17 protein-coding genes, 1 other RNA gene and 1 pseudogene are annotated in these 15,198 nt (G+C 68.4%); 4 read left to right on the top strand and 15 right to left on the bottom strand.

Going from position 1 to position 15,198, the window contains the following annotated elements:
• Positions 1–117 precede the first annotated feature (117 nt).
• Positions 118–481: a transfer-messenger RNA gene (gene ssrA / locus D7X74_RS29885) on the top strand.
• A 900-nt stretch (positions 482–1,381) separates the two neighbouring features.
• On the opposite strand, the pseudogene D7X74_RS45440 reads toward ssrA, so the two are convergent.
• The 3 genes and pseudogenes from D7X74_RS45440 to D7X74_RS29870 form a co-directional block, all read right to left on the bottom strand.
• A pseudogene (locus D7X74_RS45440) lies at positions 1,382–1,717 on the bottom strand (hypothetical protein); the annotation flags it as partial.
• Positions 1,717–2,019, bottom strand: a complete 303-nt coding sequence (locus D7X74_RS29875) for a helix-turn-helix domain-containing protein (protein ID WP_120536414.1) — start codon at positions 2,017–2,019, stop codon at positions 1,717–1,719. The gene D7X74_RS29875 and the pseudogene D7X74_RS45440, both read right to left, overlap by 1 nt.
• A 551-nt stretch (positions 2,020–2,570) precedes the next feature.
• Positions 2,571–3,380 carry a hypothetical protein gene (locus tag D7X74_RS29870; RefSeq protein ID WP_120536413.1) on the bottom strand — a complete coding sequence of 270 codons (810 nt, stop codon included), beginning with the start codon at positions 3,378–3,380 and terminating at the stop codon, positions 2,571–2,573.
• Between the two features lie 200 nt (positions 3,381–3,580).
• On the opposite strand from D7X74_RS29870, the gene D7X74_RS29865 reads away from it, so the two are divergent.
• Genes D7X74_RS29865 through D7X74_RS29860 form a run of 3 tightly spaced genes read left to right on the top strand, consistent with a single transcriptional unit; the run spans position 3,581 to position 4,534 of the window.
• Complete coding sequence (locus D7X74_RS29865) at positions 3,581–3,865, top strand: hypothetical protein (protein ID WP_120536412.1); 285 nt, start codon at positions 3,581–3,583, stop codon at positions 3,863–3,865.
• A 37-nt stretch (positions 3,866–3,902) separates the two neighbouring features.
• Positions 3,903–4,124: a hypothetical protein gene (locus tag D7X74_RS42725; protein ID WP_147446725.1), complete on the top strand. Its 222-nt coding sequence runs from the start codon at positions 3,903–3,905 to the stop codon at positions 4,122–4,124.
• 56 nt (positions 4,125–4,180) lie between these two features.
• Positions 4,181–4,534 carry a hypothetical protein gene (locus D7X74_RS29860; RefSeq protein WP_120536411.1) on the top strand — a complete coding sequence of 118 codons (354 nt, stop codon included), beginning with the start codon at positions 4,181–4,183 and terminating at the stop codon, positions 4,532–4,534.
• 3 nt (positions 4,535–4,537) lie between these two features.
• Here the strand turns inward: D7X74_RS29860 and D7X74_RS29855 are convergent, their stop codons facing one another.
• From D7X74_RS29855 to D7X74_RS29805, 12 genes are all read right to left on the bottom strand, one after another.
• The gene (locus tag D7X74_RS29855) at positions 4,538–6,949 is read right to left on the bottom strand and encodes a fibronectin type III domain-containing protein (RefSeq protein ID WP_120536410.1); all 2,412 of its coding nucleotides are present in this window, start codon (positions 6,947–6,949) and stop codon (positions 4,538–4,540) included.
• A gap of 1 nt (position 6,950) precedes the next feature.
• Positions 6,951–7,823, bottom strand: coding sequence for a hypothetical protein (locus tag D7X74_RS29850; protein WP_120536409.1), 873 nt, complete (start codon positions 7,821–7,823; stop codon positions 6,951–6,953).
• Positions 7,824–7,850: 27 nt separating this feature from the next.
• Positions 7,851–10,472 (bottom strand): hypothetical protein, encoded by a 2,622-nt coding sequence (locus D7X74_RS29845; protein WP_147446724.1) that lies wholly within the window; start codon positions 10,470–10,472, stop codon positions 7,851–7,853.
• Positions 10,473–10,496: 24 nt separating this feature from the next.
• On the bottom strand, positions 10,497–10,685 hold the full coding sequence (locus D7X74_RS42720; protein ID WP_147446723.1) for a hypothetical protein: 189 nt from the start codon (positions 10,683–10,685) through the stop codon (positions 10,497–10,499).
• A 32-nt stretch (positions 10,686–10,717) separates the two neighbouring features.
• A complete protein-coding gene (locus D7X74_RS29840; protein ID WP_120536407.1) occupies positions 10,718–11,101 on the bottom strand; it encodes a phage tail protein in 384 nt (127 codons plus the stop codon).
• Positions 11,102–11,146: 45 nt separating this feature from the next.
• Positions 11,147–11,602 carry a phage tail tube protein gene (locus tag D7X74_RS29835; protein WP_233602317.1) on the bottom strand — a complete coding sequence of 152 codons (456 nt, stop codon included), beginning with the start codon at positions 11,600–11,602 and terminating at the stop codon, positions 11,147–11,149.
• Between the two features lie 14 nt (positions 11,603–11,616).
• On the bottom strand, positions 11,617–12,051 hold the full coding sequence (locus D7X74_RS29830; protein ID WP_233602316.1) for a hypothetical protein: 435 nt from the start codon (positions 12,049–12,051) through the stop codon (positions 11,617–11,619).
• 41 nt (positions 12,052–12,092) lie between these two features.
• Entirely contained in the window at positions 12,093–12,497 is a 405-nt protein-coding gene (locus D7X74_RS29825; RefSeq protein WP_120536404.1) for a minor capsid protein, read from the bottom strand.
• Entirely contained in the window at positions 12,497–12,820 is a 324-nt protein-coding gene (locus D7X74_RS29820) for a hypothetical protein (RefSeq protein WP_120536403.1), read from the bottom strand. Before D7X74_RS29820 ends, D7X74_RS29825 begins: the two co-directional genes overlap by 1 nt.
• Complete coding sequence (locus tag D7X74_RS29815) at positions 12,817–13,476, bottom strand: hypothetical protein (protein ID WP_120536402.1); 660 nt, start codon at positions 13,474–13,476, stop codon at positions 12,817–12,819. The genes D7X74_RS29820 and D7X74_RS29815 overlap by 4 nt, the downstream gene beginning before the upstream one ends.
• Positions 13,477–13,563: 87 nt before the next feature.
• Entirely contained in the window at positions 13,564–13,998 is a 435-nt protein-coding gene (locus D7X74_RS29810; protein ID WP_120536401.1) for a hypothetical protein, read from the bottom strand.
• Positions 13,999–14,041: 43 nt separating this feature from the next.
• On the bottom strand, positions 14,042–15,198 hold a 1,157-nt coding region (locus D7X74_RS29805), incomplete at its 5' end, for a phage major capsid protein (protein WP_120536400.1).

Below are 15,198 nucleotides of genomic sequence, written 5' to 3'. Positions count from 1 at the left end.
GGGCAGGATGTTGGCGGAGCGACCCCCTGACGATGCAGGAGGATTGACGGGGGGCGTTCAGCGGTTAATGTAAGTCGGGTGCGGAGAAGTCGTGGCCGCATGCAGTACGGCGAATCTGGGGGCGACCTGGCTTCGACGGGGGCATTGAAGTTCGAGACGCGTGCCGAGCTTGTTGGGACCTCGTTAAACTGCCGACAACAACACAAAAGCCAACGACAACGTTGAGCTCGCGCTGGCTGCCTAATTAGCAGTCTTTAGTGCGCGGTCCCCCTGCTCTCGGTCCGTGGGGTGGGGATGGGCCGTCATAATGCGGACTGGTCACCGAGGGAGCCTGGGCCCGAGGTGACGAGATCTTTCCAGGACCGGCATCGGGAATCCCGTCCGTGGGAGTCCAGGTGACGTAAAAAATCGCGGACTACGCACGTAGGGTCAAAGAGCAGACGGCTTTCGGACGAGGGTTCGATTCCCTCCGCCTCCACAGCAGTTGCGTAGTCATTTCGGTCGGTTCCATCGAGCGTAGTGGCTGCGTAGTGATTCCGGTGAAACCCGAGGGGAGGTACCCCTCGGGGAGTTGTACCTTCAGCATCGCCACCTGCTCGCACAGCACGTGCCAGGGCAGTGACGTGTAGGCATCCACGATGTCGCCTTCGGGCCCGTGGGTCGCCCAGCGGAGCAGATCTTTCTGCGCCCCATCCGCAATCGCCAACGTGATGAACGTCCGCCGGGCGTCGTGCTGCCTTCGTCGCCGAAGGCCCAACTGCGCCAGGTCCTCCTGGAGGCGCTTGTAGCTGGACGACGAACTCAGGAGCCCTCCGTCCACGGATGGGACGATGAAGTCCTCCGGCCCGGGTTGGCGCCCGTACTGCCGGGCCCACCCCTCCGCCTGCCAGTCCGCGAGGATGCGCGCCAGGACGGAGTGGATGGGCATCTCCCGTACCACCCCTGTCTTCGTCGCCGGTTTCAGGACCTTCTTCTTCGAGTCCCAGCAGGTGTCGATGACCATCTTCCCCAGAGGCGTGATGTCGGGCAGGTAGTCCCGCCACCTTCGAGGGCTGATTTCGTTGATGCGCATGCCTCCCAGGTTCTCGACCGCATACAGGACGCGGTGCCGCTCCGGGACGCGCCGGTCGGTGATCAGCAGCATCAGTTCTTCGCGATCGAAGAGCGCCGTGCGTCGCCACTGCGGGTCCTTGTCGCGCTTCTTGGGCAGTTCGCCGCGGCGCCGCGTCAGCACGCAGGGGCTCGCGGGAATGAGTTCATCCCTGTGCGCGTCGCTGAACATCTGCCGAAGCGCGCCGTAGACGTGCAGGACCGTTCGCGGCGCGAGCTTCTTCGCCCCCTCCGTTGTCCGCTTCGCCTCCATCGCACGAACGACCGCGAGGATGTCCTTTGGCCGCACTTCGGCCAGAACCATCCCTCCGATGACTGGGAGCGCGTGCTGAAGGCGGTCTTCGTCCGAATCTGCCGCTGCTATTCCTCGCGCGCGTCGGTCCGCCAGCCATTGCTCGGCGTACCGGTGAACGGTGATAGGCCCCCTGTTCGCGCTGACGAGGCCGCTCTCCTTTTCCGCGCGCACCTTGCGCTCGACAACAGCCAGCAACTTCTCCGCGACCTGCTTGTCCTGACTCTTCGAGGATTTGTCCTTCCGTTTCCCGTGCACGTCGACGAAGCCAACCCACCAGTTGGGTGAGTCGCTGCGCTTGTAGACGGAGCCCATCAGGTGCCCCCTCCGACGAAGCTTGCCGCGAGCGCCTCGATGGCTTCCTCGCTCGTAACGTGTGCAGGACTTCGCTCCAGCACTGCGAGCAACTCCCCTCGGCTGACGAGGACACGACCCGGCGTCCCATGCCGCTTCAGAGTGCCGTCCTTGAACCAGTTGCGGATGATGCTCTGCCCACCCCGGGCGAGCGCTGCCGCCTCCGCCACCGTGAGGTACTCGCGGCCATCCGTCGCGACGTGCGCGCGCAATTCCTCCCGGACGACTTTCCGGATGCTCTCCACCAACTCCACTTCGGTCATCGACTTCTCCCACTCGGACGACACTGCACAAGATGATCGGTCAAGAAGATGAGCAACGACCCGTGAGGTCGAAGCTTCGTCCGTAGCTGCTGCGAGCTCGTATCGGGCTCCACAGTCACGCGCGCGTTGAGCAACCCCCGCGCCAACGATGTGTCGAGGGAGGTTTGCATACGACTCCGTCTCGTCATTCGGTGCGCATCCAGAACGGTGGACGGCGAGGCCGACGCAATGGCAGGTGTCGTGGGTGGGCGGGGATGGCTGTGCTGGCCTGCGTGACCCATGCGAACCCCACCCAGAAAAAAGTGGTGCTCCGCCGACGGACCTAAGAAACGCCGACGGAGCACCGGGAGGGCGGGTGTCCCGACATCACTCGGGTGTACCGGCCTTTTCTGGTAGCCAACCGCTCGAAGGCGGAGGCCAAGCTCGATTTGGGATGCGGTCCACCGCTTAGGTCACTGCTTCAGCGGACCGCTGGCACTACTGATACCTCGAAAGAGGTAGCACCAGTCAGGCAGTTGCGCAACTAGGTAGCTCAGGCCTCGCTGCGTCAACTACTTGCCGGCAGCGCGGTAGCACTTCCCCTTGTACTCGTACTGCTTGTCTCCGCACGGAGCCTTCTTCGAGGTTTCCACCCAGCAGGCTCCCTTGATCATTTGCTCGCTGGCGTCCGGGTCGCAGTCCTTCGTCTTCTGCCCTTGAAGAGGCCGGTCCGGAATGTCCAGTGACAGTTCAGGCCGGTCCGGAGTGGACGCCGCGAGAACGAGGCCGACAGGTACGTGAGGAAGCTGCGTTGGCCTTGGGTCCGGAGCTTGGTTCGGCATCATGATGGAGCCCAGGATTGCCGCGCCCGCGAGCACGACAGAGATGTAGCCGCTCGTCAGGGCACTTCCCCAGGCCTTCGCGAGCGCTTTTCGCGCGCGCCGCCAGTGCCTTCGCGACCGGAGGACGGGGCCGCGAGGGCGCGCCGGTGCCCGAAGGTGCGCCATGGTTTCGGCCAGCTCGCTGCGCGTGCAGGTGGACTGGACCATCGCCTTGGCGAGGCTCAAGGCGCCCTCCGCGACCCGGGCAACATCCTGATTGGACGCATCGGCGGACACATGCGCCAGGCGAAAGCGGAGGCGGGAAGGGGCGTCGGCGGTTGCAGCTCGCGCGGAGACGACCATGTCCATGTCCACGTCGGGCTGGAAGTCCGGATGCCGCCCCGTGGCATGGAGGTCGATCGATGGCGCGCCCGTCTTGGCGTCGCGCACTTGATACAGGCGGCCCAGCAAGATGCGCCGATAGCGGCGGATGACGATGTCGAGAGGTTGCTCACGGCTCCCTGTGCGCAGGGCCTTCGTGCCGCTGCTGCGCGGAGACACCGACTCCGGACCCCGCCAAATATTTTCTATCTGCCGCATATGCCTGCCTCTCGCGCAGTCGCCTGATGCCGTGAAGCTCGACGCTTCTCCAGGCGGCCAAGCACGGAGAAATGTATCCCATAGGGGACCCAAGTCAAGGGCCGTGGGTTGCGAATGGGATTCAGGTGGGATACAAATGCTGCCCACACACGGAGGTGCCGATGCTGTTCGAGCCCGAAGAAGAGAAGTTCGACGACCAGTTCAGCATGCGTGCCCCCGCGTCCCTCGGCGAGCGTGCCAAGGCAATGAAGGAGGCGGAGCGACTGCGATCCATCAACAGCGCCCGCGTCAAGGCGATGGTCCTGGGCTTCAGCGTGTACGACTGTCTCGCGAAGCACGCCGAAGCGGTACGCGCTCTGGCGGCCAGCGAGCGACTCGGGCCTGACGAGGTTGCGGTCCGTCTATTGGAGGAAGCGCTCGCGGCCCGAGAGAAGAAGCGACGATAGGCCAGGTGGCGCCCCTTCTTCGTCGGAGGAGGGATCCATGCGCCACCACCGACCCAGGCCGCCACCGCCTGAACTGCAACGCCACCGGCAGGTCCGTGCGGACTACCTGCGCGACCTGGCCAGACTCCAGGGCGTGGCGGAACCGACTCCACCGCCACCGCGCGAGCTGCCCCCGGAGGAGCGCTGCCCGACCTGCGGCGGACCGACCTTCCTGATGAGCTACGGGCGGGTGTGTAGCCTGGGCCTGCATGACGGGTGAGGGGTACCTTGTCCCGCCTTGACTCTGGGTGCTAGGCATTCAGCAGGAGGAGGCCCATGTTGCGGATGCTTTTCATTGTCATCGCACTGTCTGCCATTGCCTGCTCGAAGGGGCTCGACACCATCGAGTCCGCCGAGGCATTCGCGAAGTCGCGCGGCGTCGTGCTCGCCGAGAAGACGGAGGATACGAAGCAGGCCGTGGCGCCGCGGTGTTTCGACTACCGTTCAGGCGAGGTCTACGTCGGTATCCTTCAGTTCAATACTGCGGAGGCGGCAAAGGCATACAAGGAAGTGATGGACCAGTCCCCGCTATCGAGTGAGCAGAAGATCGTCCACGGGCCCATCATGTTCATGGTCGCTGAGGGCAGTGATTCCGAGCGTCAGAAGGTCGTCGCCGCGCTACAGCCGTGAGGCTCACGGCACTGCCCGGAAGCGGATGCCTTCGAGCGAGAACTCCGTCGTGCTGCCGGCCATGGGCGTGACGTACCCGTCGGCCGTCACCTTCACCCAACCGAACGCGCCGTTGCTCACCACGGGGAAGCGCAGTTCCGTGGCCGGCCGATAGCCTGAATCCAGTTGGAAGCAGGATGAGCCGAGGGTGCCGCTCTTGATGCTGCCCGCCAAGGCGGTTTCCCCCTCGTTCCGGTAGTACGACGGGAAGTCGCGCGGCGCTCCCGTCCACACCCAGCCCGACGCGGTGATGAGCGTCGCCGACACGGGCCTCTCCAGCTTCGACTGCACCACGACGCGCGCCGAGTCGAGGAAGAGCGTGTACGCCAGGGCGTTGCCCTTGCCGACGTAGAGCTGGCAGTAGCGCGCGTTGGCGGGGGCGACGGCGTACTTCCCCTTGCCAAGGTCCTTCCAGAGCGACGAGGCGACGCCCATGTCCACCGTCGAGATGCCGCCGGAGGGAAGCAGGCTGCCGTTGCCGTCGAGCCATGCGAGCCAGAGGACGCAGGTGAAGTTGTTGTTGGTGCCCTCCGTGTTCCCTCGCATGAGGACGCTGGGGTACACGAGGTCCTCGGGCCGGACGACGAAGGACTGACTGCCCAGCTTCGTTGCCAGCAGCGTCGGCGCCAGGCGCACGGCGCGGGCGCCGCTGAAGACGCTGGCGGGCTCGTCGAAGGCGTCCACGTTCCAGGTGCCGGGCGAGACGCCCCACCCATCCGGGGGCAGGGAGGCGTCGCTGAGCGCCTCGAAGTCCGCATTCAACGGGAGCGCGGCATACGTCACGGTGGGCATCAGCATGGCCGGCGCGACGTACCTGGGCGCGAGTGTCACCTCGGTGCTGGCGGGGCCCGCGTTGCCCTTCTTGTCGCGCGGGATGACGCGCGCGTAGTACGCCCGGCCCGCCACCAGGTTGGCCACGTTGAAGCTCGTGGTGCGGCTGTTCTCCCGGTACGTCACCTGCGAGGGGATGAAGCCTGCGGTGCTGCTCACGTGCAGCTCGTACGAGTCCCACGCGGTGCCGGTGTCCGCTGGAGTCCATGCGAGCGAGAAGCCGTTGACGGTGTTCGTCACCGTCAGGCCCGCCGGCGCCGGGGGACCAGTGAAGGGCGCGCTGGCGGCGACCCCGGGGCGTGCGTCCTTCTCCGCCCAGACGGTGCGGCTGGTGCTGGGCCGGCCCTGCAACTGGAGCTTCGTCCGAGCCTCGCCGGAGGACGCGCACTCGTGCTCCGCGGAGACGACGGCGAGGCGCTGGGGCGTGTCGAAGTGCACGCCGTCCGGCAGCACCTCCACCAGGTCCGCCGCTTCCAGGTACCAGTGCACACCGGGCAGCGTCAGCGACAGGCTGAGCGCGGACTCAGAGAGGTCGGCAAGGGCCGCGGCGGCCAGCCGCGTCGCTTCCAACTCGGTGTCGATGAGGGAGGAGGCGGCCTCCGCCACCTGCATCCACCGGCGCCCGTAGAGGGCGATGCTCGCGGCATGGGTGGCTGTCACCGTCTTGCGCTTCTTTGCGCCGGTTGCGTCCTTGTCCGCCTTGTCCGAGTACACCACCTCCACGACGTTGCGCACGTGCTCCAGGCTGCGCTTGAGCTCGGAGAACTCCAGGACGCTGTCCGGGCCGAAGGTGGCCACGGGCATGTCCGTCGTGCGGTTGGGGCTCCAGAGGGTGAGGGCGAAGGCGCCCGCGTCCTCGCGCCAGCGCATGCGCAAGTCCCAGCCAATCTGCTCGGCGAGGAACGTCACCGCGTCCAGCAGGGGCTCCCGCTCCTGCACGTAGGGGCCGCGCACGGAGAGCGGATCCACCGGCGTGAAGAGGCCGAAGGAGGACATGCCGTTGTCGGTGAGGATGGACTGGATGACGGACTGCACCGGCGTGCCCGCGGTGCTGCCATAGGTGCGCTCCACCTCCGCCCAGGTGTCCTGCAGCAGCCCGCCCAAATCCCTTCCGGAGAGGCGCAGTTCGTCCCCGCCCGCGTCCACCTCGTCGATGCGGCCGCGCCACACCTCGCGCCAGGAGCCGGTGGGGACGTCCGCGCGGCGCGTGTCCAGCGGCACCGTGGCCAGCTCCACGCGGAAGTACGCACCCTCGCGCAAGAGCGGCTGGTAGGTGGCGTCCACCGTGTTGAAGAGGCTGGCCACCACCATGGTCGCGAGCGACAGGCGCTTGCCGTCCGGGCCGTTGCGCACCACGGAGACGCTGGCGGTGGAGACGGGCGCGTCGATGCTGTCCGACCAGGAGGCGCCCAGCAGGTAGTCCCCGGGCAGCAGCGTGGAGAGGTCCGTCCAGGAGGCGCCGCGCAGCACCAGGACGCGCACGTGCGAGGCGAAGCCCGCGCTGCAAGAGAGGGCGGCGGATTCGGCGGGGGAAAGGGTGCGCATGTCAGGTTCCTTCCGGCTGCTGCCAGAGTTCGAAGTCCAGGTACTGGCCCTGCACCCGCGCGCTGTTGTCGTCGACGTACTCCACGGCGGCCGCGTCGCCCGCCTGGCCCAGCACCTGGAAGGGGCCGGGCACGCCGACGCCGGTGGCGGCGTGGTACGGCAGTGGGCCGAAGGGGTGGCCTGCCGCGCCCCAGGCGTACCACTGGGGAATCCACGCCCGAGGCACCGCGTACGGCAGCAGCACGAGGTCATCGACGTCCAGGACGCTCGGCGTGCCCGTTTCGGCGGTGCGGTTGGCGACCGTGAGCGCCGACGGCGTGAGGAAGCCTACGCCCAGGCCGATGCCGGTTTCGTCGACGAGGTCTCCGGCCGTGAGCCACTCCTCCCCGTTCTTCCAGGTCATGTCTGTGTTTGGGTCCACGATGAGGTGCGTCCAGGCCCCGGAGCTGAATGCCCCCCGGATCCACGCCCCTACGAGGTACGTGGTGGTGGTGCCCGTTGCCCACGTGACGGAGGCGCCGGACGCGAGCACCAGGCCGCCCGCCCCGAAGCGCGGTGTGGAGCTGCCGGGCCCCACGCCAATGGTGCCGACGACGGTGCCGGGGACTCCCTTGCTGCTGTAGAGCCCGACGCCGCTGTTGGCCTCGAAGGCCCAGCTGTGCCCCTCTCCGTCGATGAGGCGGCGCAGGGCCTGTGCCTCCGCCAGGGGCATGGGCGGCGTGCCACCGGACCACGTATGGACGCGCGCGCGGGTGCCGCTCATCGCCCATCCGCTGAAGGTCCGCATGCGCGGGCCCAGCAGCGTGGGCTTCTGCATGAGCCCCTTGGCGGTGGAGCAGCGGACCTCGATGCCGGAGAGCTGGAGGTAGGCCATGCCCCTGAAGAAGGGGCGGCCCAACTGCTACGCGTACCGGCTGGTGACGGGCGCGGCGGTGCCGAAGAGCCGGATGCCAAGGCGGCGCTGCATGGCCTCGGCATTCCGCATCGCCTCGGCCATGGCCTCCTCCGTGTCATAGCCGGTGATGTTGAAGATGTAGTTGAACAGGGAGCCGCCGGGGGATTCGGGAGCCGACACCGTGCCTCCACCCGAAGGCGACGGGGGCGGCTGCGCGGGCGCAGGCGTCGCGCTTCCTCCGGACGTGTTGGGGCCCTCCTGCTCGTCCTGCGCGTTGAAGCGCCGGAGCGCCACCTTCCAGAGGGCGGGCACGTTGGAGAGCGCCTCGTTGACGTCCGCGAGCGCCTCCTTGTTCTTGAGGACCTCCGCCGTTTCCTCGGCCTTGCGCTTCGCCGCGTCCCAGGTGACGTCCTTCAGGTTCGAGATGCTCTCGTTCAGCGAGTCCGTGTTGATTTTCGCGGACTCCATGCCGTCCGCCCAGTCGCGGAGGAAGCCGAGCGGATGGCCGCCGAAGATGGAGATGTCCCCCAGCTTCTTGAACACCCACTGGATGGCGCTGACGATGCCGTTCCAGGCGCTGGCCAGCCCCTTGATGATGTAGAGGATGGCGAGGCCCACGTAGCGCAACACCTCGAAGACGCCCTTCAGCACGCCCTCCACGAGCCAGCTGATGGCCGACGCGAGGGCCTTGAAGGCACCACTCAAGACGGGCGTGAGGGCCTGGAGGATTTCGCCCACCATGACGATGACGGGCGCGAAGTCCTCCAGGACGTCTCCGAGCATCTCCAGGAACGGCTGGATGAGATTGACGACGACTTCAATCACATAGCCCACCGCGCCCAGCAGGGGCTGGAGCCCGCGGCCGATGGCCCCGAAGATGTCCGACACCTGCGAGACGATGCCGTTGAGGATTTCGATGGCGCCGGCCATCTCCTCGGTACCCATGAGCAGCTCGCCGATGGCGGCGATGACGGCGCCCCAGAAGCCGCCCGCCTCGAAGCCCTGCTTCGCGCTGTTGATGATGCCGCCGAGCTCGCCCAGCCGGTTGACGAAGCCCGCGATGAGGCTGTCCTTCGCGGCAGCAGCTGCTGCGGCCGCGTCCTCGGCGGCCCGGCGGATGGAGTCCGCGAGGGCTTTCGCCTGGTCTTCCACCAGCTTGTTGTAGGCGTCCATGGCGGTGGAGCCCAGCCCGCCGCGAAAGCGCTCCGCGAAGCGGTCCATCCCGTCATGGCCCGCGGCGGACACCTCGATGCCGTTCTCATCCGGCTTGCGGATGTGGGCCTGCGCGTTCCCGTCGAAGAGCGAGGCAAGGAGGCCCTTCAGGTCCTCCATCTTCGCCTTCCACTCCTCGACCGTCTTCGAGTTGAGGACGGCCTTCATCATCTCCTCGAGGCCGGAAGCGGAGTGCTGGAGTCCAACGCCTACCGTGTCCTTGGCCGCCGCGCCGGCAGCCTTCGCTGCGTCTGCTGCCTTCGTCGCGATGAGGACGGCACCCTTCTTCAACTCCGAGGCCTCCTTGGCCATCTTCTCGATGAAGGCGCTCCCGCCTGCGGCGAGTGCGTCCAGGATGCCTGCTTTCAATCCCTTTCCGGTGAGCTTTTCTGCCTCCTTCAGCGCCCCGGTCACATTGTGCATCTTGGCCGCCTCGGCGATGGGGCGAAGGATGCTTGCGGATTTGCTCACAAGGAATGCGACGAAGGCGAGGGACCGGTCCACCATGGCCTCGATGGTGGATCCGAGGGCGCTGAAGGCGAGGCCGAAGACGTCCGCCAGCTTCATCGCGACGTCGCTCAGCCCTCCCATCATTTCCGAGACGGACTGGGACATCGCGCTCCATGCCTCCTTGGCCAGGAGCTTGATGTCACCCCAGCTCTTGTAGACGCTGCCCGCGAGCAGGGCGATGCCGGCGAGGGCCGCGACGACGGCCAGGATGGGAAGGGCGGCCGTAGCGAAGCCCAACGCCATCCGCCCGATGCTCGCCATGAGGGACGGCATGGACGTGGTGAGCTCCGCCACCGAAGTGCCCAGCCCCGCCACGCCCGACTTCATGCCGGCGAGGGCCTTCCCGATGTCCACCTTCGACAGCGCCTGGATGGCCTGGAAGGCTTTGCCCGCGCCTTCGCCCAGGTAGGTGAACGCCGGCAGGACCTTCTTGCTCGTCTCCAGCACGAGCGCCATGCCCTTGGTCATCCCCTCCATCGCGCCGGCCAGCTTCCCGACGGCGCCGACGCCCAAGCCCACGCCAGCCACCCACGCGGCGATGCCCGCGCCCGCGCGCTTCGTGGCGGGTGAGAGGGATTGGAGTTTGGCCACCACCTGCTCGATGACGTTCGCTACCTTCTTCACGAGGGGCGCGAAGAGGTCCCCCAGCTCGGCGGCGAGCGTGATGAGCAGGTCCTTGATGCGCTCGGTCTGCTCCTTCATCGCCGCGTTGGACTCGGCGGAGGCCGCCACCGCCGCGGCGATGCCGGCGGCCACCACGGCGCCGATGTTGCCGATGGGCTCCGCTGCCTCCTTCACCTGCTTGGCGGCCCGCTCCACGCCCTTCACCAGCTTGCCCACGCTGACGAGGGCTTCGCCGATGCTCGCGGTGACGGCGACGTAGAGGTCGCCCACTTTCAAAGCCATGACAGGACTCCGGAGGAGGGCTGCCTACCGCTTCGGCTTGGGGCCGAAGCGGTAGACGGTGGTGGTGCTCTTCGAGGCAGGGCCCCGGGAGGGTGAAGCGGAGGCGCCAGGCGCTGGGAGGTGCGCCTTCATCTCCTCGTTCTCCTGCTCGCAGTAGGCCAGCAGGTGCACGACATCGGACCAGGGCCATTCGCGCACTGCTTCAGGCGACACGCCCATCAACTTCGCCACCCCGTAGACGACGCTCAGCTCGGGGTGGCTTCGGAGTTTCCCCGCGCCTCCTCCACCGTCGGGCCACCGAAGGCGGCGGAGAAGTCCTTGCCGTACTCGTCCAGCCAGGGCTCGTTCTTCACGGCGGCGTTCTCCTCCTGCTCGAAGACACGCCGCACCCCGCCCGGGTGGTAGAGGCACACGATGGCGATCCGCGCGAGGAAGTGCATGCCCGCGTCCTCGTCGACGGGGTGGTTCTTGTCGTCGAGCTCGCCGGCCTTCCTGCTGCTCGCCAGCGCGGCCGTCTTGTCTCCCGACGACGGCTCGCAGATGTCGTAGTCCGCGCCGCCGATGGTGATGCGCTTGTGGAACTTCCGGGGCATGCCGAGGGGCTTGCGGTACTGGGGGGCGTCGTTCATGTCTGGCTTCTCCAGGTGGGCGGCTGCGAGGTGAAGAAGGGGCGGCTACAACGCGACGGGAGCGCCCTGGCCGGTGAGGCTGACGGTGAGCTTGTCCACATCCGAGGACGGGCCTCCGGAGTCGAAGGTCATGACGCGCACCGCGTAGCGCTTGCCTCGCTGGCCCGCCGTTGCCTCCGCGTCGCGGATGACGTGCAGGTAGCCGAGCTTCCGGAACTGCCCCTCCAGCGCGTTCTGCGCGGCGTTGTCCCGGAGGCGGTGCCCACTGAGGCTGATGGTCAACCCGGTGAGGGTGGCGGCGTTCTTCTTGTACCCGTCGCTGCCGTAGTAGTTCGTGTCCACGCTGTCGGCCGCCTCGGAGACGGAGCACTCCGTGATGCCGTCCAGCTCGGTGGCGACGGGCTCGGGGTCGACCTCCGCCTCTTCGAGAGTGACGAGCGGGGTGGTGGGCAGGAGGGTGAAGTGGACCTTCTGCGCGTAGAGGACTTCCGGGTCAGCCATGGCCATGCCTTTCGCTACTTCGAGGGGAACATCTTCTTCAGCGCCTGTTCGAGGGCCTGCTTCACGCCCTTGCGCCCCACGGAGCGCGAGCGGCGGAAGGCCTTCTTCAGGAAGTGGGGGGGCGGGTTGATGATCTCCTCGCCCCAGTGGAAGCCCTCGTGGATGGCGCCGGCCGCGTGGTGCGCGTAGCCGGCCACCCACGTGGTGGAGAGGCGCTTGTCCAGGCGGTACTCGGGCCCGTCGATGAAGCCCGTGTCGGCGAGCGGGCGCGTCCGCTGCTTCTCATTCCCGTGCTTGTCGTATTCGACGTCCTGGTCCCCGCGCGGCACGTCGAATTGCGACAAGTCGAGCGCGTGGCGGACGGTGGCGCGCAGCGGCTTGTCCAACTCGCGCAGCACCTCGGGCGCGCGCTGGCGCAGCTTCAGGAGGGGGCGGAGGTCGAGCTTCACGCGGACAGGCATACGCACCCAGAAGGGGCGCCCGCCTCGCGTCAGCCGGCGTAGGCCAGGGTGACGGTGAAGGCGAAGCGGTGCTTGTCGTTGCCGTCCGGGCCCATGTACGCGGGGGCGCCCTGGGCGCGGCAGGAGACGTAGCCGGGCACGGCCGCCAGGTGCAGCACGCTCCAGCACTGGCGGGCCAGCGCCTGGGCCTCCGCGTACGTGCGGCCGCGCGCAACCACCTGCACGTCCGGCTGGAGGTAGCTGCGGCCCGTGCCCATGTAGTCCTCGGGCGCGTCGCCGCTCACCTCGCGCACCGCCACCATGAGGGGCGGTGCCGCCACCGGCCATGCGCGGTAGTAGAGGCTCGGCGGCGTCGCCGTCATGGAGAAGCCCAGGTCCGCGCCCTCCAGCAGTTGGGCCACGTGGAGCTCCACGTCCTTCAGCGTGGCACCCATCAGACGTACACCTCGTAGTGGTCCAGGCCCCCGCGGATGTTGACGCACGGGGTGACGCGCAGCGGCCGGCGCTGGGTGTTGACGTCGCCCGGGGTGGTGCCGGGCAGCCAGAGGAGGTCCCCGGGCTCCACCTTCACGGCAGTGAAGAGCACGGCCTCCGACGTGGCGTCGGTGCCGTCCGGGGCGACTAGGCGCTTCGTGCTGCCCTCGAAGCGGCAGGCGTGCACGGTGGGCTCGTCGTGCTCCTCGATGCCGCCAGCATCGGCGGACAGCAGCCGGGCCAGGCCGAAGCGCTGGCGGAAGCGGTGGCCCAGGAGGCTCACGGGCCCGCCCCGTGTCGCGGCCGGCAGTACCGGGCCACCAGGCGCCGCGCGCGGGCGGGCACCGTGGGCAACTGCCCGTCCTCATCCGTGGCGCGCGTCAGCGAGGTGGCGCCGATGGACTCGGAGACGGCTTCCTCCGCGCCGTCTCCGTGCACCAGCGCGGCCACCACCATCTGCGCGGCCAGTTGCACGTCCGCCGGCAGGTCCACCACCAGTGTCCCGTCCAGGGCCGCTTGCCCGGGCGTCACCCAGCCGGCGTCGTAGGTGACGAGCAGCTCCCCGGTGTCCTCCACGTGCAGCGGCGTGGAGGAGACGCCGGGCGAGTAGCGGCCAGTGAAGGGCCACGCCTCCCCGCGCGACACCACGCGCCCCATGAGGGCGGACTCCAGCGCGTACGCGGTGGCGGGCAGCTCCACGCCGCGCACCTCCACGCGCAGCACCTGGCGCACGCCCCCGGCGCGCAGCCAGAGGTAGCGCCCTCCCTGGCTGGCCACGGACTCCACCACGCCCGTGCGGCGGTGCAGCGGGTAGCCCACGTGCCCTGCCAGGGCAAGGGAGGCGGCGGTAATGAGCAGCGGCAGGCGCTCGGGCTCGGCCGCGTCGCGCACGGTGGCGGGCAGTTGCGCGGCGGTGAGCAGGTCCTCGACGGCGGGCATGGGCACCTCGGGAAGAAAGAGGGCCGGGGCGGCACGGAGCCGCCCCGGCCCGGGCAGGCACGGAAGGGGGGGAAGGCGTGCCCGCCGCTACACGGGCAGCGTCTGGCCCCCGCCGAAGATGATGGTGGCTGCGCTCAACAGCGTGGGCGTGGCGCCGCCGGTGAAGGCGACGGTCTCCACGAAGCGGATCCGGTCATGCGCCGCCGGCACTACCTCCTGGAGGTCCACGTCCAGTTCGGCCGCGATGCTCGCGGCGGTGATGGTGAGGCTCACCACCTCGCCGTCGCGAGTCTTCGCGTCCGCCCACGCGGTGCCGTCCGGGCTCGTCTGGAGCTTGTACGTGGCCGAGGTGGTGGTGGGGGCGCCGGTGGTGGCGCCCGTCATGACGGAGAAGACGAGGCTGCGGTAGGTGCCGAAGGTGAAGGCCGCGCCGTTGCGCGTGCCCGCGGCGTTGGCGGCCGGAGCGTGCGAGAGGTTGGCGGCGTGGATGAAGGCGCCGGTGTTGTTGCGCGTCGGGTGCATGGCGTGTGTCTCCCTGGAGGGGTTGAAGGGGGCGGCGCGCGGACTACCCGCTGTAGTTGGCGCCCGTGAGGAAGGCGAAGGCCTGCCGGTGGCGCAGGGCCCAGTCGCCCTCCCACACCGCGCGCAACGTCATCTGGTCCGCCTCGAAGTCGCCGGAGGCCTCGCCCACCGTCACCTCCATGGCGGAGGCCTCGCCGTAGTAGAGCTGCGCGGCGAGCCCGAAGCCGATGTGGTTCTTGCCGGCGATGGACTCCGTCACCTTCACGGGGAAGCCGTTGAGGCGCGGGTCCTCGAAGTTCTGGAGGCCGGGGAAGATGTAGCCCGCGTTGTCGCGCAACTCCGAGAGGTAGAGGTGCGTCCCGGAGTCCATGAAGTAGAAGGGCATGTTGCCCGCCAGCTTCAGCTTCGCGGTGGTGATGGGCTTGATGAGCTTGAGCTTCAGGTCGCTGCGGATGTTGTCCGCCGTCGTCCCCGTGACGGCGGCCTTGTTGCCGTTGGGCACCAGCTCGTAGATGCCGGTGGGCATCTTGGCGCCCTTGCCGTAGAGGCCCGCCAGGTCCACTTCCAGCGCCATGGCCTGGGCCACCTCGCGGCCGATGTCCGCCGACGCGCTGCTGTTGCCCAGGCGCATCAAGTCATTGGACATGGGCACGAGCGCCATGGCCTTGTGCGCCCCCAGCTCGACGGTGCCCGTCTTGATGTCGGACTTGTCGGGCGCCTGCGACTCGCCCACCCAGAAGACGGACGGGCCTTGGTTGAGGCGGCCGACAGTGAACTTCCCACCGTAGCCGGAGACGGTGCGCGCGCCAGCGGCCAGGAGGATGGCGTCCGCGCGCAGCAATTCCACCACTTCCTCGGAGCGCGTCTCGCGGGAGTAGAGCGCGCCGCCCTGCTCGAAGATGCCGCTGAAGACACCCACCGACTTGCAGCGCTCCACGTAGGCCTTGAGCTTGTCGATGCCCGGCTTGTGCGCGACACCCAGCCGCTCGGCGCTCTGGACGTAGAGGGCCTTCATGCGCACGCCCAGACGCGCATGCTCCATCCGCCCCTCGGGCGGGTCGAGCTGCAAGTCCTTCGCGCCGGACGTCACCGGGCCCGGGACGACGGGGTTGGGGCGCGAGGCGATGGCGGCCTCGGCGGCCTTCACGGCGGCCGCGTCCACCGCGCGCTGGAGGGACTCGGGGAGGGCCGGCGCGGCGG

The organism is Corallococcus sp. CA047B (assembly GCF_003612065.1).
Taxonomy (GTDB): domain Bacteria; phylum Myxococcota; class Myxococcia; order Myxococcales; family Myxococcaceae; genus Corallococcus; species Corallococcus praedator.
Note: the sequence above shows the minus strand (reverse complement) of the source record. Positions and strands in the feature narration are given on the sequence as shown.